Raw genomic sequence first — 22,029 nt, forward strand, 5'->3', positions numbered from 1 at the left:
ACAATCCAGAATGTCTGGCGTCTGGTCGTCCGTCATCGCGGGCAAGCCCGCTCCCACAGGTTTTGGTGGTGTACACGGCATTTGTGAACGACCGCAATCACTGTGGGAGCGGGCTTGCCCGCGAAGAGGCCGGCAGCCCACTCCCACACCTTGAATCAAGTACGGTATTCAGCGTTGATCTTCACGTACTCATGCGACAGGTCGGTGGTCCAGATGGTTTCGCTGCAATCGCCGCGGCCCAGTTCGATGCGGATGGTGATTTCTTCCTGCTGCATCACCGCCGAGCCCTGGGCTTCAGTGTAGGTCGCGGCGCGGGCGCCACGGCTGGCGATGCACACGTCGCCGAGGAACACGTCGATCTTGCTCACGTCCAGATCCGGCACGCCGGCACGGCCCACGGCAGCGAGGATACGGCCCCAGTTCGGGTCAGAGGCGAACAGCGCGGTCTTGATCAGCGGCGAGTGGGCCACGGTGTAACCGACGTCCAGGCATTCCTGATGGTTGCCGCCGCCATTCACTTCAACGGTAACGAATTTGGTCGCGCCTTCGCCGTCACGCACGATGGCCTGGGCGACGTCCATGCACACTTCGAACACCGCTTGTTTCAGCTTGGCGAACAGCTCGCCTTCAGCGCGGGTGATCTCGGGCAGCGCGGCCTTGCCTGTAGCGATCAGCATGCAGCAGTCGTTGGTCGAGGTGTCGCCGTCGATGGTGATGCGGTTGAACGACTTGTTGGCGCCGTCGAGCATCAGGTTGTGCAGCACCTCGCGGGAGACTTTGGCGTCGGTGGCGATGTAACCCAGCATGGTCGCCATGTTCGGCCGAATCATGCCGGCGCCTTTGCTGATGCCGGTGACAGTGACGGTCACGCCGTCATGCTCGAACTGGCGGCTGGCGCCCTTGGGCAGGGTGTCGGTGGTCATGATCCCGGTGGCCGCGGCTTCCCAGTTGTTCTCCGACAGATCATCCAGCGCGGCTTGCAGTGCGCCTTCGATTTTTTCGACCGGCAGCGGCTCGCCGATCACACCGGTGGAGTACGGCAGAATCTGGCTGGCGTCGACGCCGGTCAGCTCAGCCAGTTTGGCAGTGGTGCGCTCGGCAGCGGCCAGACCCGGTTCGCCGGTGCCAGCGTTGGCATTGCCGGTGTTGGTCAGCAAGTAACGCACAGCATTGTGCACGCGCTTTTTCGCCAGGATCACCGGCGCGGCGCAGAACGCGTTCAGGGTGAACACGCCAGCCACGGTGGAACCTTCAGCACAGCGCATCACCACTACATCCTTGCGCCCCGGGCGCTTGATGCCGGCCGAGGCGATACCGAGTTCAAAACCGGCAACCGGGTGCAACGTTGGCAAAGGACCAAGACCAACAGCCATGAATGCGCTCCTTACTCAATGATGTCAGCACCGCCACGGGAAAGGACGGTGGGATAAATGGCAAAACGCCGCGACGGCAGGAGCCGGTCGCGGCGCGGGGTGTTCAGCGATTGAAACGGGTTTTACTGGATCTGCCCGTGGCAATGCTTGTATTTCTTGCCCGAACCGCAGTAGCACAGTTCGTTGCGGCCCAGCTTCTGCTCGTTGCGAACCGGGGCAGCGGCAGTGGCGAGAGCCACATCGACCTCTTCACCCAACGCTTCCGGCTGATCCAGGCCAGGCGCTTCGGCGTGCTCGAACTGCATGCGCGCCGCCAGTGCTTCGGCTTCCTGACGCAGGCGTTGCTCTTCGGCTTCCGGATCTTCGCGACGCACCTGAACGTGCGAGAGCACGCGGATCGAGTCGCGCTTGATCGAATCCAGCAGCTCGGAGAACAGTGTGAACGACTCGCGCTTGTATTCCTGCTTCGGGTTCTTCTGCGCATAGCCACGCAAGTGAATGCCGTGACGCAGGTGATCCATGGTCGACAGGTGATCTTTCCACAGGTCGTCGAGTACGCGCAGGACAATCTGCTTCTCGAACGAGCGCAGCGCCTCGGCACCGGCCTGATCTTCCTTCTCGTTGTACGCCGCCATCAGCTCGGTCATGAGCTTCTCGCGCAGGGTTTCTTCGTACAGGTGATCGTCTTCGTCGAGCCATTGCTGGATCGGCAGTTTCACGCCGAAATCGCTTTCGATCGACGCTTCCAGACCGGCCACGTCCCACTGCTCTGGCAGCGATTGCGGCGGAATGTGGGCACTGACGGTAGCGTTGAGCACGTCCTGACGGAAGTCGGCGATGGTCTCACCGATGTTGTCAGCGGCCAGCAACGTGTTACGCATGTGATAGATCACTTTACGCTGTTCGTTGTTGACGTCGTCGAACTCGAGCAGTTGCTTGCGGATGTCGAAGTTGCGGCCTTCAACCTTGCGCTGCGCCTTCTCGATCGCGTTGGTCACCATACGGTGCTCGATCGCTTCGCCCGGCTGCATGCCCAAGGCTTTCATGAAGTTCTTCACGCGGTCGGAGGCGAAGATGCGCATCAGGCTGTCTTCCAGCGACAGGTAGAAGCGGCTCGAACCGGCATCGCCCTGACGACCGGCACGGCCACGCAGCTGGTTGTCGATACGGCGCGATTCGTGACGCTCGGAAGCAATTACCTGCAAGCCGCCGGACTCCAGCACTTGCTGGTGACGCTTCTGCCAGTCGGCCTTGATCTGCGCGATCTGCTCAGGAGTCGGGTTCTCCAGCGAAGCGACTTCCACTTCCCAGTTGCCGCCCAACAGGATGTCGGTACCACGACCGGCCATGTTGGTGGCGATGGTCAGCGCACCCGGACGACCGGCCTGAGCGATGATCTCAGCTTCTTTTTCGTGGAACTTGGCGTTGAGAACCTTGTGTTCGATGCCTTCTTTGACGAGCAATTCGGACATGTGCTCGGACGTCTCGATGGTCGCGGTACCCACCAGCACCGGACGACCGGCGGCCATGCTTTCCTTGATGTCCGCGACGATCGCCGCGTATTTCTCTTCGGCGGTGAGGAACACCAGGTCGTTGTAGTCTTTACGCGCCAACGGTTTGTTCGGCGGAATGACCATGACTTCCAGACCATAGATCTGGTGGAATTCGAACGCTTCGGTGTCGGCGGTACCGGTCATGCCGGACAGCTTGGTGTACAGACGGAAGTAGTTCTGGAAGGTGGTCGAGGCCAGGGTCTGGCTCTCGGCCTGGATGTTCAGACCTTCCTTGGCTTCGATAGCCTGGTGCAGGCCTTCGGACAGACGACGACCCGGCATGGTACGACCGGTGTGTTCGTCGACCAGTACGACCTGACCGTCCTGCACGATGTATTCAATGTTGCGATTGAACAGCTTGTGCGCACGCAGACCGGCATAGACGTGGGTCAGCAGACCGAGATTATGCGCCGAGTACAGGCTTTCGCCTTCGGCCAGCAGGCCGACGCGGGTGAGCATTTCTTCGATGAACTGGTGACCGGCTTCGTTGAGTTCGACCTGACGGGTCTTTTCGTCAACGGTGTAGTGACCGGCCTTGGTGACCTGGCCTTCGACTTCCTCGACATGCAGTTCCAGCTGCGGGATCAGTTTGTTGATCTCCATGTACAGCTTGGAGCTGTCCTCGGCCTGGCCGGAAATGATCAGCGGGGTACGCGCTTCGTCGATGAGGATGGAGTCGACTTCGTCGATCACGGCAAAGTTGAGTTCGCGCTGGAATTTTTCATCCATGCTGAACGCCATGTTGTCGCGCAGGTAGTCGAAACCGAATTCGTTGTTGGTGCCGTAGGTGATGTCGGCGGCGTAGGCGGCACGCTTTTCTTCCGGCGGCTGGAACGGCGTCACGACGCCGACAGTCAGGCCGAGGAATTCATACAGCGGACGCATCCAGTTGGCGTCACGGCGGGCCAGGTAGTCGTTCACGGTCACAACGTGCACGCCCTTGCCGGACAGTGCGTTGAGGTAAACACCCAGGGTGGCCACGAGGGTCTTGCCCTCACCGGTGCGCATTTCGGCAATCTTGCCTTCGTGCAGAGTCATGCCGCCGACGAGTTGCACGTCGAAGTGGCGCATGCCCATCACACGCTTGCCGGCCTCGCGGGCTACGGCAAAGGCTTCAGGCAACAGCTTGTCGAGGGTTTCCCCTTTGGCGATACGGGCCTTGAACTCGGCGGTCTTGGCGCGCAATTGATCGTCCGAAAGGGCCACCATTTGCTCTTCGAAGGCATTGACGAGCTGCACCGTCTTGAGCATGCGTTTGACTTCACGCTCGTTCTTGCTTCCAAAAAGTTTCTTTAACAAAGGCGCAAACATATCGGCAGGATCTTCCACACTAAAGGGATGGAGGGCGGCCCCGTGAGTCGCCCGTGCAGCCCTCATGGCCGCATGCGAACGAGCATTCTACCCGGAAACGGTGGTGAGGAAAGTGGCGATGTTCCACGATGCTGGCACTGCGCTTTGACGGGGCTCACTTAAAATAGGGGCGTTTTGCTCAACTTCAACCCGTCGGGGGAAAGAAGTCAGGCGTTGATTTAATGAGCAAATCAGGGACAAAAGCAATGGGCCAGAGGTTCCGCAGCTTTCTGCTACCATGGCGCCTCTGTGACTTTCAGGTGTTCGATCATGGCGTTTCGCCCTCTTACGGCCAGAGCACCCGCCGTTCTGCTACGCGAAGCCAAACCGCTCAAAGCCATCCTCGGCCATGCCCAGCGCCTGGAGCATTTGCAGCGTCTGCTCGAAAGCCAGCTGCAACCGGCCGCCCGCGAGCATTGCCGCGTGGCCAAGTGGCGCGAAGGCGAGCTGTCACTGGTGGTCACTGACGGCCATTGGGCGACGCGCCTGCGCTATCAGCAGAAACGCCTGCAACGGCAACTGCAACTTTTCGAAGAGTTCGCCAACCTGCTGCGGATCAAATTCAGCGTGCGCCCGCCCATCGTGCAGCATCGGGCAACTGGGCACTCAATGGATCTGTCCAGCAGTGCGGCAGAGACGATTCAGTCGACGGCCGACGGGATCAGCGATCCGGGATTGCGCGCGGCGCTGGAGCGGCTGGCGGCGCATGCCAAGGGGAAAGCCTGAAGCAAAATCAAAAGATCGCAGCCTTCGGCAGCTCCTACAGAATGAATGTTTCAACTGTAGGAGCTGCCGAAGGCTGCGATCTTTGCTTTTAGCGGCGCTTGCTGCCGCCGAGCAGCGACCCCATCAACCCGCGCACCAACTGCTTGCCGAGATTATTGGCCGCCTGGCGCATCGCCGATTTCAGCGCCTGCCCTGCCGCCGTGCCGAGGAATTCGCCAGCGCGGTCAGCCAGGCTTGGCTCTGCGGCCGCTGGTTTGCCCGCTGGTGTTTCAGCCTCGGGCGCCAGCCCTTTGCGTCCCATCAGGATTTCATAGGCCGACTCGCGATCGATCGGCTTGTCATAACGGCCCTTGAACGGCGAGCCGGCGATCAGCACGGTGCGCTCGGTTTCAGTCAGCGGGCCGATCCGCGATTGCGGCGGCGCCACCAACACACGCTGGACCATTTCCGGCGTGCCCTTCTCGGTCAAGGTGCCCACCAACGCCTCACCAATACCTAACTCAGTCAGTACCGACAGACTGTCGAACGCCGGATTCGGCCGAAAGCCATCCGCCACGGCGCGCAGGGATTTCTGCTCTTTGGCGGTGAACGCACGCAGACCGTGTTGAATACGCAAGCCCAACTGCGCCAGCACGTCATCCGGCAGATCCGCCGGCGACTGGGTGACGAAATACACGCCAACGCCTTTGGAACGAATCAAACGCACCACTTGCTCGAGCCGTTCTTGCAGAGCTTTGGGCGTGTCGCTGAACAGCAAGTGCGCCTCGTCGAAAAACAGCGCCAGCAGCGGCTTGTCGGCGTCGCCGCGCTCGGGCAGTTGCTCGAACAACTCGGCCAGCAGCCACAGCAGGAACGTTGCGTAAACCTTCGGCGCCTCGTGCACCAGCCGACTGGCATCGAGCAGATGGATACGTCCACGGCCATCGGCGCCCGGTTGCAGAATGTCTTCGAGTTGCAGCGCCGGCTCGCCGAACAGGGCTTCGGCGCCCTGCTGTTCCAGCGTCGCCAACCGGCGCAGCAGCGCCTGGCTGGAACCGGTGGTCATCAGCGCGGCGTCTTCGCCGAGCAACTGTGGATTGTCCTTGAGGTGATTGAGCAGCGCTTTCAGATCCTTGAGATCCAGCAGCAACAGCCCTTCGCGATCCGCCACCTTGAAGGCCGCGTAAAGCGCCGACTGCTGACTGTCGGTCAGCTCGAGCAGGCTGCCGATCAGTAGCGGACCCATTTCGCTCAGCGTGGTGCGCAGCGGATGTCCGGATTCGCCGTGGATGTCCCACAGCGTCACGGGATAAGCCTGCGGCGTGTGACCGAGCCAGGGCATGCCGGCGATGCGCTCGGCCACTTTGCCCTGCGGGTTGCCGGCAGCACCGAGGCCGCACAGGTCGCCCTTGATGTCGGCAGCGAACACTGCCACACCGGCGTCGCTGAACGCTTCGGCCAGGCGCTGCAACGTCACGGTTTTACCGGTGCCGGTGGCGCCGGCGATCAGGCCGTGGCGGTTGGCCAGGCGCATGGCCTGAGCGATGGGTTGCGCGGCCGGATCAGCGCCGATAACGAGTTGCGAGGAGTCAGGCATTTTCTCACCCAATGGTTAATCTTTGATGACACATGGCCGATACATAAATTGGACAGACCCGCCAGAAAACCGGGTCGGACATTTCCCTAAGGAGAGCCGGAAATATCAATTTTTCAACCTTGCCCATAGTGCGCGTCTCTATCAAAGCACGCCCAGGACATTAAGACCTTAGCGGAACCCCAAGCCATGAACAAAAACCTGCGCTTCAGCCATAAGATTTTGCTTGCCGCCGCTCTCATCGTCATTGCCGCTTTTGCCTCGTTCACGTTGTACAACGACTGGCTGCAGCGCAATGCGATCCGCGATGATCTGAACAACTACCTCAATGAAATGGGCGAGGTCACCGCCGGCAACATCCAGACCTGGCTCAGCGGGCGCATTCTGCTGATCGAGAACGCCGCGCAGAACATCGCCATCAACCCGGAACCTGCCACGGTCGCCAGCCTGCTGGAACAGAAAAGCCTGACCTCGACGTTCATGGCCACCTACCTGGGCGATGCCACTGGCCACTTCACCATCCGCCCGGACGTGAAGATGCCGGACGGTTTCGATCCGCGCGTGCGCCCTTGGTATAAAGGTGCCGAAAGCAGCAGCACGTCGACCCTGACCGAACCCTACATCGATGCGGCCACCGGCCAGTTGATCATTTCCATCGCCACCGCGTCGAAAAAGGCCGGGCAGAGCGTCGGCGTGGTCGGCGGCGACCTCAGCCTGCAATCGCTGATCGACACCCTCGCCGCGCGGGATTTCGACGGCATGGGCTATGCGTTTCTGATCAGCGCTGACGGCAAGATCCTCGTCCACCCGGACAAGGCCCTGGTAATGAAGTCGCTCAAAGAAGCCTACCCACAAGACACGCCGCGCATCAGCAGCGATTTCAGCGAAGTGAGCGTCGACGGCAAAACCCGCATCGTCACCTTCGCCCCGATCAAGGGCCTGCCGTCGGTGAACTGGTACATCGGTCTGTCGATCGATAAAGACCAGGCCTACGCGATGCTCAGCGAATTCCGCACCTCAGCGGTAATCGCAACCATCATTGCCGTGGTAATCATCATTGCCCTGCTCGGCATGCTCATCCGCCTGCTGATCCAGCCGCTGCACGTGATGACCCGCGCCATGGAAGACATCGCCGACGGCGAAGGCGACCTGACCAAACGCCTGAACATCGTCAATAACGATGAATTCGGCATCCTCGGCACCGCATTCAACCGCTTCGTCGAGCGTATTCACGGTTCGATCCGCGAAGTGTCCTCGGCCACCGGCCAGGTCAACGAGGTCGCCCTGCGCGTGGTCGCTGCGTCGAACTCGTCGATGTACAACTCCGACCAGCAAGCTTCGCGCACCAGCAGTGTTGCCGCCGCGATCAATCAGCTCGGCGCCGCCGCCCAGGAAATCGCCCGCAACGCCGCGCAAGCGTCGAATCAGGCCAGCGACGCCCGGGGTCTGGCCGAAGATGGCCAGCAAGTGGTGGAGCGCAGCATCAAAGCGATGAACCAGCTGTCGAGCATGCTCAGCGCGTCGAGCACCAACATCGAGTCGCTGAACAGCAAGACCGTCAACATCGGCCAGATTCTCGAAGTGATCACCAGCATTTCCCAGCAGACCAACCTGTTGGCGCTGAACGCGGCGATCGAAGCGGCACGCGCCGGTGAGGCCGGTCGTGGTTTTGCCGTGGTGGCCGACGAAGTGCGCAACCTCGCGCACCGCACTCAGGAATCGGCCCAACAGGTGCAGACCATGATCGAGGAGCTGCAAGTCGGCGCCCGTGAGTCGGTGAGCACCATGAGCGATAGCCAGCGTCACAGCCAGGACAGCGTCGAGATCGCCAACCTCGCCGGCGAACGCCTGAACAGCGTGACCCTGCGCATTGGCGAGATTGACGGGATGAACCAGTCGGTGGCGACAGCGACCGAAGAACAAACCGCTGTGGTCGAGTCGATCAATGTCGATATCACCGAGATCAACACGCTGAACCAGGAAGGCGTGGAGAACCTGCAAGCGACGTTGCGCGCTTGTTCGGATCTGGAGCAGCAGGCTTCGCGTCTCAAACAGTTGGTTGGCAGCTTCAGGATTTAAGCTGCGACGACTGGCCGCTTCGCGAGCAGGCTCGCTCCCACAGGGAAAATGCACTCCATTGTGGGAGCGAGCCTGCTCGCGAATATCTACGTTTCAACAAAACCCGACTGACACCCCACCGCGCAATCCCGACCGAACATCTATTCTGGATAACGGTCAATCAAGGGAGAACAACACAGCGGAGGGTTGCTCACCGTGCATATCGCCGACATCACCATGTTCTACGCCCCGGCCAGCGGAGGCGTGCGGACTTATCTGGATGCCAAACACCGTCGCCTTGGCGAGCGCAACGCCATTCGCCACAGCCTGCTGATCCCCGGCGCGAGACTGGGTGAACATGACGGCATTTATACGGTTCCAGCGCCCGCCCTGCCCTTTGGCAAAGGCTATCGCTTCCCGCTGCGGCTGGCGCCATGGCGAAACGTCCTGCAGGATCTGCAGCCGGATCTGATCGAAGTCGGCGATCCCTACCTCACCGCATGGGCGGCGCTGGATGCGCGGCGGCAGCTGGATGTGCCGGTGATCGGCTTTTATCACTCGGATCTGCCGCTGCTGGCGGGCAATCGCATGGGCCATTGGGTCACACCGAATGTCGAAGCTTATGTCACCCGTCTCTACGGCAATTTCGACCGCGTTCTCGCGCCGAGCCAGGTCATGGCCGACAAGCTCATCGGGCTTGGTGTACGCAATGTCCATGTGCAACCGCTGGGCGTGGATCTGCACACTTTCCATCCCGACGTCCGCGACCCTGGCCTGCGGGCCGAGCTGGGCATTGCCGAAGACACGCGCCTGCTGATCTTTGCCGGGCGCGGTTCCAAGGAGAAAAACCTGCCGGTGCTGCTCAAGTGCATGCAGCGCCTTGGTCCGCGTTATCACTTGTTGTTGGTCGGCTCGTCGATGCCTGCGGCGGTGCCGGACAACGTCAGCGTCATCGACGAATTCTGCCCGGCGCCGAAAGTCGCGCGGCTGATGGCCAGCGCCGATGCGCTGCTGCATGCCGGCGACCAGGAAACCTTCGGACTGGTCATCCTCGAAGCCATGGCCTGCGGCATTCCCGTGGTGGCGGTGGCGGCCGGGGCGTTTGAAGAGATCGTCATAGATTCCTGCGGCCTGCTCTGTGCACCGAACAATCCGCAGGCCATGGCCAATGCCGTGCGCGAGCTGTTCAGTCGCGGCTGCGCCCGCCTCGGTCAACAGGCGCGCCAGCACGTCGAACGTCATTATGCCTGGGACACCGTGGTCGACAGCCTGCTCAGCCACTACCACGCCGTGCTCGGCCATACGCTGCCACGGGTGGCCAATGGTTGAAGAAATGAAAGCTGTTTGCCTGGTATTGCATGATGTCGCGCCCTCGACGTGGGCGGATTACCAGCCCTTCGTCGAGGCTGTCGATGCCTTGGGTGATGTGCCGATGACGTGGCTGGTAGTGCCGGACTTCCATCGCCACGATGCCCTTGATGCCAATCCTGCGTTTCGCCGAGTGCTCGATGCCCGTGTCGCCCGAGGCGATGAACTGGCGCTGCACGGCTACTACCACGACGATCAGGAACCCATGCCAAACACCCCGCGCGACTGGTTCATGCGCAGGGTCTACACCCATGAAGGCGAGTTCTATCGCCTGTCCCGCGAAGCAGCCCTTGACCGCCTGCACGCAGGTCTGGAAATGTTTCAGCGCTGCGACTGGCCGGTGCAGGGTTTCGTCGCCCCGGCCTGGCTGATGAGCGACGGCACCCGCCAGGCCTTGCGCGAATTGCCGCTCAGCTACACCAGCGATCCACAGCATCTTTATCGCTTGCCCGATTTCAGCGCCATCGATGCACCCGGGCTGGTGTGGAGTGCGCGCAGCGCCTGGCGGCGCGGCTTGTCGAAAATCGTCAGCGACCAGCGTGAACAGCGCTGGCGCGAGGCATCGGTGATTCGTCTGGGGCTGCATCCGGTGGACATGCGTCACCGTTTTTCTCGCGGTTACTGGTTGCACACGCTGCAACGCCTGCTGGCGGAGGGACGCGTGCCGCTGACCAAAATCGACTGGCTGACCCGACAGCGCGGACAACTGGAACGCGCAGCATGAAGCGCGGCCTGTTGTTGCTGATCGGCCTGCTAGCGGCGGTGCTGATTCCGGTACTGCTCGGCGGTGGTGAAACCTGGTCGCGCCTGCGCAGTTTTCCGCTGAACTGGCTGTTGATCATGTTCGGCATGATTCTGCTCTGCTGGGGGATCAATACGCTGCGCTTGCGTTTGTTGCTCGGCGACCAGCGAGAAAAAGTCGCGCCCTTGAAAAGCCTCGGCGTGGTGATGGCGGCCGAGTTCGCGTACTGCGCCACGCCCGGCGGTAGTGGCGGACCGCTGACGATCATGGCATTGCTCGCCCGGTGCGGCGTGCGTCCGGCGCGGGGCAGCGCGGTGTTTGCCATGGATCAGCTCAGCGATCTGCTGTTCTTTCTCTGCGCCCTCAGCGGGATTCTGATCTATGCGCTATTCCAGCACCTGAGCGATCGCCTTGAGTGGCTGCTGACCGTCAGCGCCGTTTCGCTGTTTGGGGGGTTGTTCAGTTGCGTGTTGATCGCCCGTTATCACCGAGCGTTGATTCGCCTGAGCGGGCGGCTGTTGGCAGGAATGAACGTGACGGCACGCACTCGTCGACGCTGGGCGCGCAAGTTGCTGCACTTTCTCGCAGCGTTTACCGATACCTTGAAGTTGCCCTGGCAGACGCTGGTTCAGGTGTTCGCCCTGACCTGCGTGCACTGGCTGCTGCGCTACAGCGTGCTGTATCTGGCCCTGCGCGGGCTCGGCGCGGATTTGCAGTGGGCGTGGAGTTTTCTGGTGCAGATGCTCTCGCTGGGCGCCGGCCAGTTCAGTCTGTTACCCGGCGGTGCCGGTGCGGCAGAGCTGACCTCGGCTGCGCTGCTCGCGCCGATGGTGGGCAAATCCACCGCAGCGGCGGCGATCCTGATCTGGCGCGTGGTGACGTATTACTTCTATCTGCTGGTTGGCGGCCCGGTGTTCGTGTTGATGCTGGGCAAGCCGTTGCTGAAGAAGTTGATGAACGTCAGGCAGGCTTCTTAGGTTCGTCCTGCTCTTGCTGGAGCTGCTCCCAAAGCTCGGCGGCACCGGGGAATTCGGTGCCGTCGTCCGGGCTCATGTCATCCGGGTCGTAACGACTCAGGCAACCCTCGCCGAGAGTGGCGGGCGCTTTGGAAGTGGCTTTGTCCAGTGGATCGCTCATGACTTTTTCTCGGGCTCAAATGACAAGGGCCTGAGCGATTCAACGCCCAGGCCCTTGGTTTTTCAAGTGTGGCGTGCTCGATCAGAACACGACTGTCTTGTTGCCGTGCACCAGCACGCGGTCTTCCAAGTGATAACGCAGACCACGGGCCAGCACCATCTTCTCGACGTCACGGCCGAAGCGCACCATGTCTTCGATGCTGTCGCTGTGGCTGACACGCACCACGTCCTGCTCGATGATCGGGCCGGCGTCCAGCTCTTCAGTGACATAGTGGCAGGTCGCGCCGATCAGCTTCACACCACGCAGCGACGCCTGATGATACGGCTTGGCGCCGACGAACGATGGCAGGAAGCTGTGGTGAATATTGATTACTTTGTGCGCGTATTCGCGGCACATGTCCGGCGGCAGGATCTGCATGTAGCGCGCCAGCACCACCACTTCGGCGTCGTGCTGTTTGACCAGCCTCGATACTTCGTCGAATGCTGGCTGCTTGTCCTGCGGATTGACCGGCACGTGGTAGTAAGGGATGCCGTGCCACTCGACCATGCTGCGCAGGTCGTCATGGTTGGAGATCACGCAGGCGATTTCGCAATCCAGTTCGTCGCTGTGCCAGCGGTGCAGCAGGTCGGCCAGGCAGTGGGATTCGCGGCTGGCCATCAGCACCACGCGTTTTTTCTGCTCGGTGTCGGTGATGCGCCAGTCCATCGAGAACTCTTCGGCGATCGGCGCGAACTTCTCGCGCAACTCTTCAATACCGAACGGCAGGGAATCGGCACGGATTTCGTGACGCATGAAGAACCAGCCCACTTGATTGTCAGAGTGGTGGCTCGCTTCGGTGATCCAGCCATTATGAGAGGCCAGAAAATTACTGACTTTGGCAACGATGCCAACGCGGTCCGGGCAAGAGATCACCAGCCGAAAAGTGCGCATGAGGGGGAAACTCCAGAACTTCACAAAGGCCGCCATTCTAGCGACTGCGCAGGAAAACTGCAGTACGCATACGCGCCGGGTGGGACAAAGCATGGTCAAACGGCTTTCTGGCGCAGGTCTTACGTCAAGACCGTGACGCTTTAGCGGGGCTTTTGTCAGACAACTGTAAATATCTGTGCTGACTGCATCACATTATTTAACGGAACATTCAAAGCGCGGCTAATTCCTGTAACTCATTTAAATAAAAAGCCGATCTAAATGTTTACTTGATGAAACAGCCTGACTATTATTGCGGCACTGTCCCCTGTCATTCAGCATTCTACAAAAGGTAGTACTCATGTCCTTGATCAACGAATATCGCGCCACCGAAGAAGCCATCAAAGAGCTGCAAGCCCGTCTGAAGAACCTGTCCGAAGACGACAAACTGCAAGCCGAACTGGAATTCGAAGGCAAACTGCGCACGCTGATGGGTGAATACTCCAAGTCCCTGCGTGACATCATCGCGCTGCTGGATCCGGAAGCCAAATCCAAGGCTCCACGCGGCGGCGCAGTGAAAACTACCGGCACCAAGCGTGCACGCAAAGTTAAGCAATACAAAAACCCGCACAACGGTGAAGTCATCGAAACCAAAGGTGGCAACCACAAGACTCTGAAAGAGTGGAAAGCCAAGTGGGGCGGCGACGTGGTTGAAGGCTGGGCTACCCTGCTGGGCTAAGCCGCAACACCTTCGCAGAGCGATCCGCGAACAAAAGAACGCCAGCTAGCGCTGGCGTTTTTTTATGCCCGCAGATTAATTACGGGTATGTTCGATTTCATAGATTCAAACGTTTGCGTAATGCCTGGACATAATTCTGCCAGTCATTGAGTACCTCTCGCTGCATTGGCGTCGCACTAAGCGACCATTGCTCTGCCGCCTCGATAAATGACTGCACGGTATTCGGCGCACCGGCCTCAGGTTGCGTAAGGCGCTGCTGACAAAATAATTTCCAGCGCTCTTGCTCGGCCACGTCCAGGGTGTCCGGAAAGTTGCGTGCTCGATATCGAAAAAGTAATTCAGGCAAACGTTCATCATCGAAAGGCCACTGCTCTTGCGCCAACTGCGCAGGATCCGCCGTTCGAACTTGTTCGCATAAACGACGATCTCGATCACCGATAAATCCATCGTACAACTGCTGCTCGGGATCTTCGTTGGGCGTGAAATCTTCGCTGGCATAAATCGCCGCGACTTTATCTTTCCAGACTTGTTGTGCGTCAGTTAGTCGCACTGCCCGCTCATGATAAAGCGCCATGTCCAGCCCAAGGCGCTGCTGGTCTTGTGCGCGCAATACCGCCAGCGGCGCTACAACCGGGCAGCGATTGATATGAATCAGTTTGAGCGGCACCGGCAACTCACCTTCGGCCAACTCATCGCGACGGGTATAAAGACGCTGACGCAAGGCTTGCGCATCGAGGTCCAGCACCCCCTGCGGATCAAGATGCAGATCACAGACGATCAAGGCGTTGCGATTTTTCGGGTGCCAGGCCAGCGGCAACACCACGCCGACATAACTGCGCGCCGCCGAGAAACGCCCGGACACATGCACCAGTGGCTGCAACAGGCGGATCTGATCCATCACCTTCTGTTTGCTGCGCAACTGGAACAGCCACTCGTAGAGCTTGGGTTGTTTCTCGCGAATCAGCCGCGCCAACGCGATGGTGGCGCGCACATCCGACAGCGCCTCGTGGGCATGGCCGTGATCGATATTGTTGGCCGCCGTGAGACGTTCGAGCTTGAGGGTCACGCGGCCTTCATCATCGGTCGGCCAGACCAGACCATCGGGGCGCAATGCGTAAGCGGCGCGCACCACATCAATCAGATCCCAGCGACTGTTGCCACCCTGCCATTCACGGGCATAGGGGTCGAAGAAATTGCGATACAGGCTGTAGCGGGTCATTTCGTCGTCGAAACGCAAGGTGTTGTTAACCGGCGCCACAGGTCCCCGGAGCGGCCAGTTGCGCATGCACGCGGGTCATGAAATCGGCTTCGCTCAAGCCTTTTTCAGCGAGCTGGCCCGGGGTGATGCCGGTGATCGCGCACGCCGCCGGGTGCGGCAGGATGTCCTCGCTGGGCTGGCAATAGAGATTGACCGGCTCGTCGATTTCGTTGAGCGCGTGGTCAGTGCGAATCCCGGCCACCTGCAGCGGACGGTCGTTGCGCGGATTGATGCCAGTGGTTTCGTAGTCGTACCAGAAGATTGAAGTCACGGGCGAATCCTGAACAGAAGATCGGCGAAGTCTAGGCGTTTCAGGGTTGCCACGGCCAGCCTGGTCGCCCTCGAACAGCAATTTCTCCAGATTCCTACAACTGGAATGCATTGCCCTTGTGGGAGCGAGCCTGCTCGCGAAGGCTTTCCGTCAGGTGCACATAGGCTGACTGATCCACCACATTCGCGAGCAGGCTCGCTCCCACACCCGAGAGGCTGCTAGCATCAGGCGCACTTGCATCCCGAACAGGCGAACATCAGGTAGCCCATGCTCGAGCCCACAGCACCGCGAAGGAAAGCACCGCTGGATACCCGGCATCAGGTCGAAACGCCGGAAGGCATCGACCTGCCGTTGCGCCCCGCCGGGTTGATGGTGCGCGCCGTGGCGTTTGCCATCGATCTAGGCATTCGCGGCTTGATCCTCGGCGTGCTGTTTATCGCGCTGGCATTTCTCGGCAAGCTCGGCATGGGCCTCGGTTCCTTGCTGCTGTTTGCCATCAGCTGGTGGTACATGGTGCTGTTCGAGGTGCTGCGTCAGGGCCGTTCGCCGGGCAAGCAATGGCTGGGTTTGCGCGTGGTGCACGATGACGGCACGCCGATCGGCTGGTCGGCCTCGCTATTGCGCAACCTGCTGCGCTTTGTCGATCTACTGCCCTTCGGCTATTTCCTCGGTGCGCTCAGTTGCCTGCAACACCCAACCTTCAAACGCCTCGGCGACATTGCCGCCGGCACCTTGGTGGTTTACAGCGAACGCCCGCTGAGCCGCCCGCAACTGCCTGACGCTGAACCTCGCCGCAGCCCCGTTCCGCTGACCTTGAGCGAACAACGCGCGGTACTCGGTTTCGCCGAGCGTCAGGCCGAGCTCTCTCCCGCACGGGTCAACGAGCTGGCGGCATTGCTGGCGCAGCCGCTGCACATCTCTGCGCCCAAAGCCGTGTCTGAACTCAACGGCATCGCGCGCGGCCTGTTGGGGCCGACCCCATGAAGCAGAGCCTGTTCGAAAGTCGCCACAAGGCCGAATGGGAGCGCTTCGCCGTGGCGCTCGAACGCCTCGAACAAGGCAAGGAGACGCCGCAAGTCAGCGATTTTCCCAAGGCCTATCGGCGTCTCTGCCAACATCTGGCTCTGGCCCAGGCGCGCGGCTACAGCAGCTTTCTGATCGATACGTTGCAACAACAAGTACTGCGCGGCCATCAACAGCTCTATCGGCATCGCAGTCGGCTCGGGGCGCAAATCATCAGCTTTATCCTCGCCGACTTCCCGCGACTGGTGCGCGAACAATGGCGCTTCGTTGCGGCCGCCAGCCTGTTGTTCTTCGGCAGCCTGATCGGTTTCGGCGTGCTGGTTTATCTGTTCCCGGAACTGATCTACAACCTGATCCCGGCCGAGCAGGTGCGCGAGATGCAAGGCATGTACGACCCCGTTGCCGGCCACCTCGGCCGCTCAGCGGAACGTGCGGCCAGCGAAGACTGGGTAATGTTCGGCTATTACGTGATGCACAACACGGGCATCGCCTTTCAGACGTTCGCCAGCGGTTTGCTGATGGGCGTGGGCAGCGGTTTTTTCCTGCTTTACAACGGCATGATCATCGGCGCGGTGGCCGGGCATCTCAGCGAGATCGGTTTCAGCCAGACCTTCTGGTCGTTCGTGATCGGTCACGGTGCGTTCGAACTGAGCGCCATTGCCCTCGCCGGCGCGGCGGGCCTCAAGCTGGGCTGGGCGCTGATCGCCCCCGGACGTCTGACATGGGGCGAGGCGCTGCGTCTGGCCGCACGCAAAAGCGTGTTGCTGGTGTGTGGGGCGATGTTGTTCCTGTTGATCGCAGCATTCATCGAGGCTTATTGGTCGTCGAAAACCAGTGTCACGCCGCTGACCAAATACGCCGTCGGCGCCGCGCTGTGGCTGACCGTCGCGGTGTATCTGCTATTTGCCGGAAGGATTCGTCATGCGCCTGAGTGACGCCAGCGTAGTGATCCGCCCGCGCACGACCTGGGAAGCCATGGACCTGGGCGTGTTGATGAGCCAGCAGCATCGCCGGTTGTTGATGACCAGTTGGGCGATCGTCACCCTGCCGCTGTTCGCCCTGCTCAGCCTGTTGCTGTGGGATTGGCCATCACTGGCGGTGTTCATTTTCTGGTGGCTGAAACCGGCCTACGAACGCCTGCCGCTGTACATCCTCTCCAAAGCGCTGTTCGGTGAAACGCCAACCCTCAGACAAGGAGCCTTGCGCGAGTGGCCGCGCCTGCTCAAGCCGCAACTGCTGGCCAGTCTGACCTGGCGACGGCTGAGTCTGAGTCGCAGCTTTGTGCTGCCGGTGACGCAACTCGAAGGCCTGAATGGCGAGGCCAGACAACAACGTCTGCAGGTGCTGCTGCAACGCAACGGTGGCGCCGCGCAATGGCTGACGATTATCGGCGTGCATCTGGAAACCGCACTGTGGATCGGCTTGATGCTGCTGTTCTACATGCTCTTGCCGCAGCAGATCGAAACCGACTGGGACTGGCAGTCGCTGCTGCTCGCCGCCGATCAGGACTGGCGCTGGCTGGAGCACCTGACCAACGTTTTTTATGCACTGATCCTGGTGGCCTGGGGACCGGTGTATGTCGCCTGCGGCTTCAGCCTGTACCTGAACCGTCGCACGCAACTGGAAGCCTGGGACATCGAGCTGGTTTTCCGCCGTTTGCGCCAGCGTTTGAACAACAGCGTGCTCGGTGTGTTGCTGGCGGCGTGTCTGCTGCTGCCGAATCTGCAACCGGTATGGGCCAGCGATGCGCCGGATGCTCCACGGTTGCTCAATCAGCCGCTGACCAGTCAGGCCTCGCGCGACAGCATCCAGTCGCTGCTCGAACAACCGCCGTTCAAGAACAAGGAAAGCGTCACCCGCTATCGCTTTGGCGACGACCCGGCAAGCCCGGCCAAGGACGCGCAACCGGGTGAGGCTCCGCAGTGGCTGAAAACCCTTCTCGGTTGGCTCGACAGTCGACACCTTGATGCCTTGGCGAACGTGATTGAGGTGCTGTTGTGGGGCGCGCTGGTCGCCGCGCTGGGCTGGCTGGTCTGGCGTTATCGCGAATTTCTCCGGGCCTTCGTCAGTCGTCGCCCGCACCTGCCCTCGCGCAGCAAACCACCGGCGCCGCCACACGTCTTCGGGCTGGATCTGAACCGTGAAACCCTTCCCGATGACATCGCCGCCAGTGCCGAACAATTGTGGCTGAGCGAACCCTCGCGCCGCGCTGGGCCTGCTCTATCGCGGCCTGCTCAGCCATCTGTTGCATGATTTCGACCTGACGCTCAAAGCCGCCGACACCGAGAGCCAGATCCTCACCCGCATCGAGCAATTGCAACGCCCGGACCTGCTCGCCTACAGCCGCAACCTCACTGTTCACTGGCAGAACATGGCCTACGGGCACCGACTTCCAGCCGCGCACCTGCAAGCAGAGCTGTGTAACGGCTGGCGTGAATTGTTCAGCAAAGGGTCCGGGCATTGAACCGGCGCATTGGCGGGTCGTTGGCTGCGCTGGCGTTTTTGCTGCTTGGCGGCTTGAGTCTGTTCCTCTACCTCAAAGCCCGTCCTTATCAGGAAGTCATCGATCACGGCCCCTCGCCTGCCGCGCAAGCCAATCCTTATCTGGCGGCGGAAATGTTCCTGCGCGAGCGCGGCCTCGCGGTCAGCCACGCCGAGACCTTGACGGTGCTGCCGCAGATTGATCCGCACAGCCACACCTTGTTGCTGTTCGGCGAGCGCGCACGGATGACGCCGCGTGAAGTCGATCAGGTGCTGAACTGGACTCGTGCCGGCGGGCGCCTGGTGTTCGTCGCCGAATCGTTGTGGGATGCGCAAACCGGGCAAAGCAATGATCTGCTGCTCGACAAGGTGCAACTGCACCAATCGCTGAGCAAGGACTTGAAAGATCCTCCCGAGGACGGGGAAAAGGACCGCTTCCCGAAACTGACCAAACTGTATCTGGAAGATGAAGACGCGCCGGCCTACGCCGGTTTCGACACCGACTTCCACCTCGACGACCCGAACAATGTCGCGCAAGCCTGGGCCAACAGCGCCAAAGCCACGCACATGATGCAACGGGTGTACGGCCTCGGCACGATCACCGTGGTCACCGATGCCGAGCTGTGGAAAACCCCGGCTATCGGCAAATACGACAACGCCTGGCTGCTCTGGTATCTGAGCGCCGACACCGACGTCACGCTGATTTACAACACCGCGCACGATGGTCTGTGGACGTTGCTCTGGCGCTACTTTGCGCAGGCCATTGTCGCCCTGCTCGCCTTGATCGGTCTGTGGTTGTGGCAGGCGAGCGTGCGCCACGGGCCGGTGCAAATGCCCGCGCCAGCGGGTCGCCGTCAACTGCTGGAGCATCTGCGCGCCAGCGCCGATTTCCTCCTGCGCCACAACGGCCAGCAGGCGCTGCTCCAAGCCTTGCAACAAGACATCCTGCGCCGCGCGCGCCGCCGCCATCCCGGTTTCGATCAATTGAATGTGGCCGAACAATGGCTGGCGTTATCGCGCCTGACCCGGCAACCCACCCGCGCCATCAGCCAGGCCCTGAGCCCACGACCGAAGCAGCGTTTGTCCAGCGCCGAATTCAGCCGTCAGGTCGCTCATCTGCAAACCTTGAGGAACGCGTTATGACTGAACAGATCGAGCCCGGCAGCGCGACGCACGCCGCCCAGCAGCGCCAGCGTGCCAGCCAGTTGGCGCAAGCGGTGCGCAACGAATTGAACAAGGCGCTGATTGGCCAGGATGCGGTGGTCGACGCTGTCCTGACCGCGCTGATTGCCGGCGGCCACGTGCTGCTCGAAGGCGTGCCCGGCCTGGGCAAGACCTTGCTGGTGAGGGCCTTGGCGCGATGCTTCGGCGGCGAGTTCGCGCGCATCCAGTTCACCCCGGACCTGATGCCCAGCGACGTCACCGGTCACGCCGTGTATGACTTGCAGACCGAGCAGTTCAAGCTGCGCAAAGGACCGCTGTTCACCAACCTGCTGCTGGCCGACGAGATCAACCGCGCCCCGGCGAAAACCCAGGCGGCGTTGCTCGAAGCCATGCAGGAGCGCCAGGTGACGCTCGAAGGACGCGCCCTGCCCATCGCGCAACCGTTCATGGTGCTGGCGACGCAGAATCCGATCGAACAGGAAGGCACCTATCCACTGCCGGAAGCCGAGCTTGACCGCTTCATGCTCAAGGTGCGCATGGATTACCCCGACGCCGATCAGGAGCTGAACATGGTCCGTCAGGTCTGTCGTTCGACCCGCGCCGACATGCTCGATGTGCAACCGCTGCGCACGGTGTTGCAAGCCAAGGATGTTCAAGCCTTGCAGCGCATCGCCAGTGACTTGCCGCTGGACGATCAGGTCCTCGATTACGCCGTGCGCCTGGCGCGCAGCACGCGCACCTGGCCGGGGCTGACCCTCGGCGCCGGGCCACGCGCCTCGATTGCATTGGTTCGCTGTGCCCGTGCCCGGGCGTTGTTGCGCGGCGGCGAGTTTGTAATCCCGGATGACATCAAAGGCTGCGCGCTGGCGGTGTTGCGTCATCGCGTGCGCATCGCGCCGGAGCTGGATATCGAAGGCCTGCAGGTCGATCAGGTGCTCACGCAATTGCTCGATCAAGTGCCGGCGCCGCGCCTGTGAAACCGTCTCGGCTGCTGCTGATCTGGCTGGCCCTGCTGGTGGTTATCAGTATCGTGCTCGGCGCGTTGCAGGCGTTGCAGATCGACCTCCCGTCCAGCCTGATTTCGATCAACTGGGGTTTGCTCCTGGCGCTGTTGGCGTTGGCAGTTATTGACGCGCTGCGCCTCAGAAGCCTGCCCTCGCCGCGCATCAAGCGACAGATGCCCGGCAGCCTGGCATTGGGGCGCTGGGCGGAGGTGAAGCTGGAGGTGGCCCATGAATTTGCCGAGCCACTGGCCATTGGACTCTTCGACCACGTTCCCGACGGCCTGGCGTTTGAACATCTGCCGATGCTTGTCGAGCTTCAACCCGGCCATGTCAGCCAGATCAGCTACCGTCTGCGCCCTCTCGAACGCGGGCATTTCAGCTTCGAACAGTGCGAAGTCAACCTGCCCAGCCCTTTGGGATTATGGTCCGGCAAACGCCTGCTCAGCGTCCGCGACGAGACCCGCGTCTTCCCGGACTTCGCCCGGCTTTACGGCGGCGAGTTGCGCGCCGTCGACAACTGGCTCAGCCAGCTCGGCGTGCGCCAGCGACAACGTCGCGGTCAGGGTCAGGAATTCCATCAGTTGCGCGAATTTCGCGAGGGCGACAGCCTGCGCCAGATCGACTGGAAAGCCACCGCCCGCCAGCGCACACCGATTGCCCGCGAGTACGAAGACGAAAGAGATCAGCAGATCATTTTCATGCTCGACTGCGGCCGGCAGATGCGCAGCCAGGACGGTGAGCTGTCGCACTTCGATCACGCGCTCAATGCCTGCCTGTTACTCAGTTATGTGGCGTTGCGCCAAGGGGATGCGGTGGGCATGAGTACCTTTGCCGGTGATAAGCCGCGCCATGTCGCGCCGGTTAAAGGCAGCGGCCAACTGAATGTCTTGCTCAACGCTGTTTATGACCTCGAGAGCACTCAGCGCCCCGCCGATTATCAGGCTGCCGCCAACCAGCTATTGGCCCGCCAAAAGCGTAGGGCGCTGGTAGTGCTGGTAACCAATTTGCGCGATGAAGACGAGCAACTGCTGGCCGCAGTCAAACGTCTGAGCGCGCAACATCGGGTGCTGGTGGCGAGCCTGCGTGAACAGGCGTTGGATACATTGCGCCAGACCACGGTGCAAACGTTGCCCGAGGCACTCGCCTACTGCGGCACCATCGATTTTCTCAATGCCCGCTCGCAACTCCATGAGCGGCTGACTGCTCATGGCGTTGCAGTGATGGATGTTCGGCCCGCCGAGCTGGGGGCCGGACTGGTGACAAGTTACATGAGCTGGAAAAAGACCGCTGCGATCTGACAGAT

16 protein-coding genes and 3 pseudogenes are annotated in these 22,029 nt (G+C 61.1%); 13 read left to right on the forward strand and 6 right to left on the reverse strand.

Features of this window, described 5'->3' with window-relative positions; all coding sequences use genetic code 11:
• Positions 1-155 precede the first annotated feature (155 nt).
• Together argJ and secA are read right to left on the reverse strand one after the other, a co-directional pair.
• Entirely contained in the window at positions 156-1,373 is a 1,218-nt protein-coding gene (gene argJ, locus ACZ9BE_RS18110; RefSeq protein ID WP_423663378.1) for a bifunctional glutamate N-acetyltransferase/amino-acid acetyltransferase ArgJ, read from the reverse strand.
• 122 nt (positions 1,374-1,495) lie between these two features.
• A complete protein-coding gene (secA, locus tag ACZ9BE_RS18115) occupies positions 1,496-4,237 on the reverse strand; it encodes a preprotein translocase subunit SecA (protein WP_038861039.1) in 2,742 nt (913 codons plus the stop codon).
• Positions 4,238-4,546: 309 nt separating this feature from the next.
• Between secA and ACZ9BE_RS18120 the strand changes: the two genes are divergently transcribed.
• A complete protein-coding gene (locus tag ACZ9BE_RS18120; protein WP_476249762.1) occupies positions 4,547-5,002 on the forward strand; it encodes a DUF721 domain-containing protein in 456 nt (151 codons plus the stop codon).
• An 88-nt stretch (positions 5,003-5,090) separates the two neighbouring features.
• Here ACZ9BE_RS18120 and ACZ9BE_RS18125 read toward each other — a convergent pair whose 3' ends face one another.
• Positions 5,091-6,578: a helicase HerA-like domain-containing protein gene (locus ACZ9BE_RS18125; RefSeq protein WP_460094846.1), complete on the reverse strand. Its 1,488-nt coding sequence runs from the start codon at positions 6,576-6,578 to the stop codon at positions 5,091-5,093.
• A 186-nt stretch (positions 6,579-6,764) separates the two neighbouring features.
• Here ACZ9BE_RS18125 and ACZ9BE_RS18130 point away from each other — a divergent pair.
• The 5 genes and pseudogenes from ACZ9BE_RS18130 to ACZ9BE_RS18150 all read left to right on the forward strand — a co-directional run.
• Positions 6,765-7,796: pseudogene (locus ACZ9BE_RS18130) on the forward strand (HAMP domain-containing protein); the annotation flags it as partial.
• Positions 7,797-7,889: 93 nt separating this feature from the next.
• The gene (locus ACZ9BE_RS18135; RefSeq protein ID WP_425375757.1) at positions 7,890-8,654 is read left to right on the forward strand and encodes a methyl-accepting chemotaxis protein; all 765 of its coding nucleotides are present in this window, start codon (positions 7,890-7,892) and stop codon (positions 8,652-8,654) included.
• 216 nt (positions 8,655-8,870) lie between these two features.
• A complete protein-coding gene (locus tag ACZ9BE_RS18140; protein ID WP_476250143.1) occupies positions 8,871-9,962 on the forward strand; it encodes a glycosyltransferase family 4 protein in 1,092 nt (363 codons plus the stop codon).
• Positions 9,955-10,725 carry a DUF2334 domain-containing protein gene (locus ACZ9BE_RS18145; protein WP_476249763.1) on the forward strand — a complete coding sequence of 257 codons (771 nt, stop codon included), beginning with the start codon at positions 9,955-9,957 and terminating at the stop codon, positions 10,723-10,725. The genes ACZ9BE_RS18140 and ACZ9BE_RS18145 overlap by 8 nt, the downstream gene beginning before the upstream one ends.
• Entirely contained in the window at positions 10,722-11,720 is a 999-nt protein-coding gene (locus ACZ9BE_RS18150) for a lysylphosphatidylglycerol synthase transmembrane domain-containing protein (protein ID WP_476249764.1), read from the forward strand. Before ACZ9BE_RS18145 ends, ACZ9BE_RS18150 begins: the two co-directional genes overlap by 4 nt.
• Here ACZ9BE_RS18150 and ACZ9BE_RS18155 read toward each other — a convergent pair.
• Both ACZ9BE_RS18155 and purU read right to left on the reverse strand, forming a co-directional pair.
• Complete coding sequence (locus tag ACZ9BE_RS18155; protein WP_016773478.1) at positions 11,704-11,880, reverse strand: hypothetical protein; 177 nt, start codon at positions 11,878-11,880, stop codon at positions 11,704-11,706. The genes ACZ9BE_RS18150 and ACZ9BE_RS18155 overlap by 17 nt on opposite strands.
• A gap of 81 nt (positions 11,881-11,961) precedes the next feature.
• The gene (gene purU / locus ACZ9BE_RS18160; protein WP_041479808.1) at positions 11,962-12,810 is read right to left on the reverse strand and encodes a formyltetrahydrofolate deformylase; all 849 of its coding nucleotides are present in this window, start codon (positions 12,808-12,810) and stop codon (positions 11,962-11,964) included.
• Positions 12,811-13,147: 337 nt separating this feature from the next.
• Between purU and mvaT the strand changes: the two genes are divergently transcribed.
• Positions 13,148-13,525: a histone-like nucleoid-structuring protein MvaT gene (gene mvaT / locus ACZ9BE_RS18165; RefSeq protein WP_016773476.1), complete on the forward strand. Its 378-nt coding sequence runs from the start codon at positions 13,148-13,150 to the stop codon at positions 13,523-13,525.
• A 97-nt stretch (positions 13,526-13,622) separates the two neighbouring features.
• Here mvaT and sbcB read toward each other — a convergent pair.
• Positions 13,623-15,054 (reverse strand): annotated as a pseudogene (gene sbcB / locus ACZ9BE_RS18170) (exodeoxyribonuclease I).
• A gap of 267 nt (positions 15,055-15,321) precedes the next feature.
• Here sbcB and ACZ9BE_RS18175 point away from each other — a divergent pair.
• The 6 genes and pseudogenes from ACZ9BE_RS18175 to ACZ9BE_RS18200 all read left to right on the forward strand — a co-directional run bounded on the left by ACZ9BE_RS18175 (position 15,322) and on the right by ACZ9BE_RS18200 (position 22,024).
• Positions 15,322-16,038 carry an RDD family protein gene (locus ACZ9BE_RS18175; RefSeq protein WP_076563960.1) on the forward strand — a complete coding sequence of 239 codons (717 nt, stop codon included), beginning with the start codon at positions 15,322-15,324 and terminating at the stop codon, positions 16,036-16,038.
• A complete protein-coding gene (locus tag ACZ9BE_RS18180) occupies positions 16,035-17,012 on the forward strand; it encodes a stage II sporulation protein M (RefSeq protein ID WP_476249765.1) in 978 nt (325 codons plus the stop codon). Before ACZ9BE_RS18175 ends, ACZ9BE_RS18180 begins: the two co-directional genes overlap by 4 nt.
• Positions 16,999-18,541: pseudogene (locus ACZ9BE_RS18185) on the forward strand (DUF4129 domain-containing protein). The gene ACZ9BE_RS18180 and the pseudogene ACZ9BE_RS18185 overlap by 14 nt, the downstream one beginning before the upstream one ends.
• Positions 18,538-19,701, forward strand: coding sequence for a DUF4350 domain-containing protein (locus ACZ9BE_RS18190; protein ID WP_476249766.1), 1,164 nt, complete (start codon positions 18,538-18,540; stop codon positions 19,699-19,701). Before ACZ9BE_RS18185 ends, ACZ9BE_RS18190 begins: the two are co-directional and overlap by 4 nt.
• Entirely contained in the window at positions 19,698-20,699 is a 1,002-nt protein-coding gene (locus ACZ9BE_RS18195; protein WP_041479813.1) for an AAA family ATPase, read from the forward strand. Before ACZ9BE_RS18190 ends, ACZ9BE_RS18195 begins: the two co-directional genes overlap by 4 nt.
• Positions 20,696-22,024 carry a DUF58 domain-containing protein gene (locus tag ACZ9BE_RS18200; protein WP_476249767.1) on the forward strand — a complete coding sequence of 443 codons (1,329 nt, stop codon included), beginning with the start codon at positions 20,696-20,698 and terminating at the stop codon, positions 22,022-22,024. The genes ACZ9BE_RS18195 and ACZ9BE_RS18200 overlap by 4 nt, the downstream gene beginning before the upstream one ends.
• Positions 22,025-22,029: the final 5 nt, after the last annotated feature.

The sequence above is a fragment of the Pseudomonas sp. TE9122 genome (genome assembly GCF_056278925.1).

Coding starts and splice junctions, on each gene's coding strand:
- argJ (WP_423663378.1), bottom strand. CDS start 1,373: ATGGCTGTTGGTCTTGGTCCTTTGCCAACGTTGCACCCGGTTGCCGGT.
- secA (WP_038861039.1), bottom strand. CDS start 4,237: ATGTTTGCGCCTTTGTTAAAGAAACTTTTTGGAAGCAAGAACGAGCGT.
- ACZ9BE_RS18120 (WP_476249762.1), top strand. CDS start 4,547: ATGGCGTTTCGCCCTCTTACGGCCAGAGCACCCGCCGTTCTGCTACGC.
- ACZ9BE_RS18125 (WP_460094846.1), bottom strand. CDS start 6,578: ATGCCTGACTCCTCGCAACTCGTTATCGGCGCTGATCCGGCCGCGCAA.
- ACZ9BE_RS18135 (WP_425375757.1), top strand. CDS start 7,890: ATGTACAACTCCGACCAGCAAGCTTCGCGCACCAGCAGTGTTGCCGCC.
- ACZ9BE_RS18140 (WP_476250143.1), top strand. CDS start 8,871: ATGTTCTACGCCCCGGCCAGCGGAGGCGTGCGGACTTATCTGGATGCC.
- ACZ9BE_RS18145 (WP_476249763.1), top strand. CDS start 9,955: ATGGTTGAAGAAATGAAAGCTGTTTGCCTGGTATTGCATGATGTCGCG.
- ACZ9BE_RS18150 (WP_476249764.1), top strand. CDS start 10,722: ATGAAGCGCGGCCTGTTGTTGCTGATCGGCCTGCTAGCGGCGGTGCTG.
- ACZ9BE_RS18155 (WP_016773478.1), bottom strand. CDS start 11,880: ATGAGCGATCCACTGGACAAAGCCACTTCCAAAGCGCCCGCCACTCTC.
- purU (WP_041479808.1), bottom strand. CDS start 12,810: ATGCGCACTTTTCGGCTGGTGATCTCTTGCCCGGACCGCGTTGGCATC.
- mvaT (WP_016773476.1), top strand. CDS start 13,148: ATGTCCTTGATCAACGAATATCGCGCCACCGAAGAAGCCATCAAAGAG.
- ACZ9BE_RS18175 (WP_076563960.1), top strand. CDS start 15,322: ATGCTCGAGCCCACAGCACCGCGAAGGAAAGCACCGCTGGATACCCGG.
- ACZ9BE_RS18180 (WP_476249765.1), top strand. CDS start 16,035: ATGAAGCAGAGCCTGTTCGAAAGTCGCCACAAGGCCGAATGGGAGCGC.
- ACZ9BE_RS18195 (WP_041479813.1), top strand. CDS start 19,698: ATGACTGAACAGATCGAGCCCGGCAGCGCGACGCACGCCGCCCAGCAG.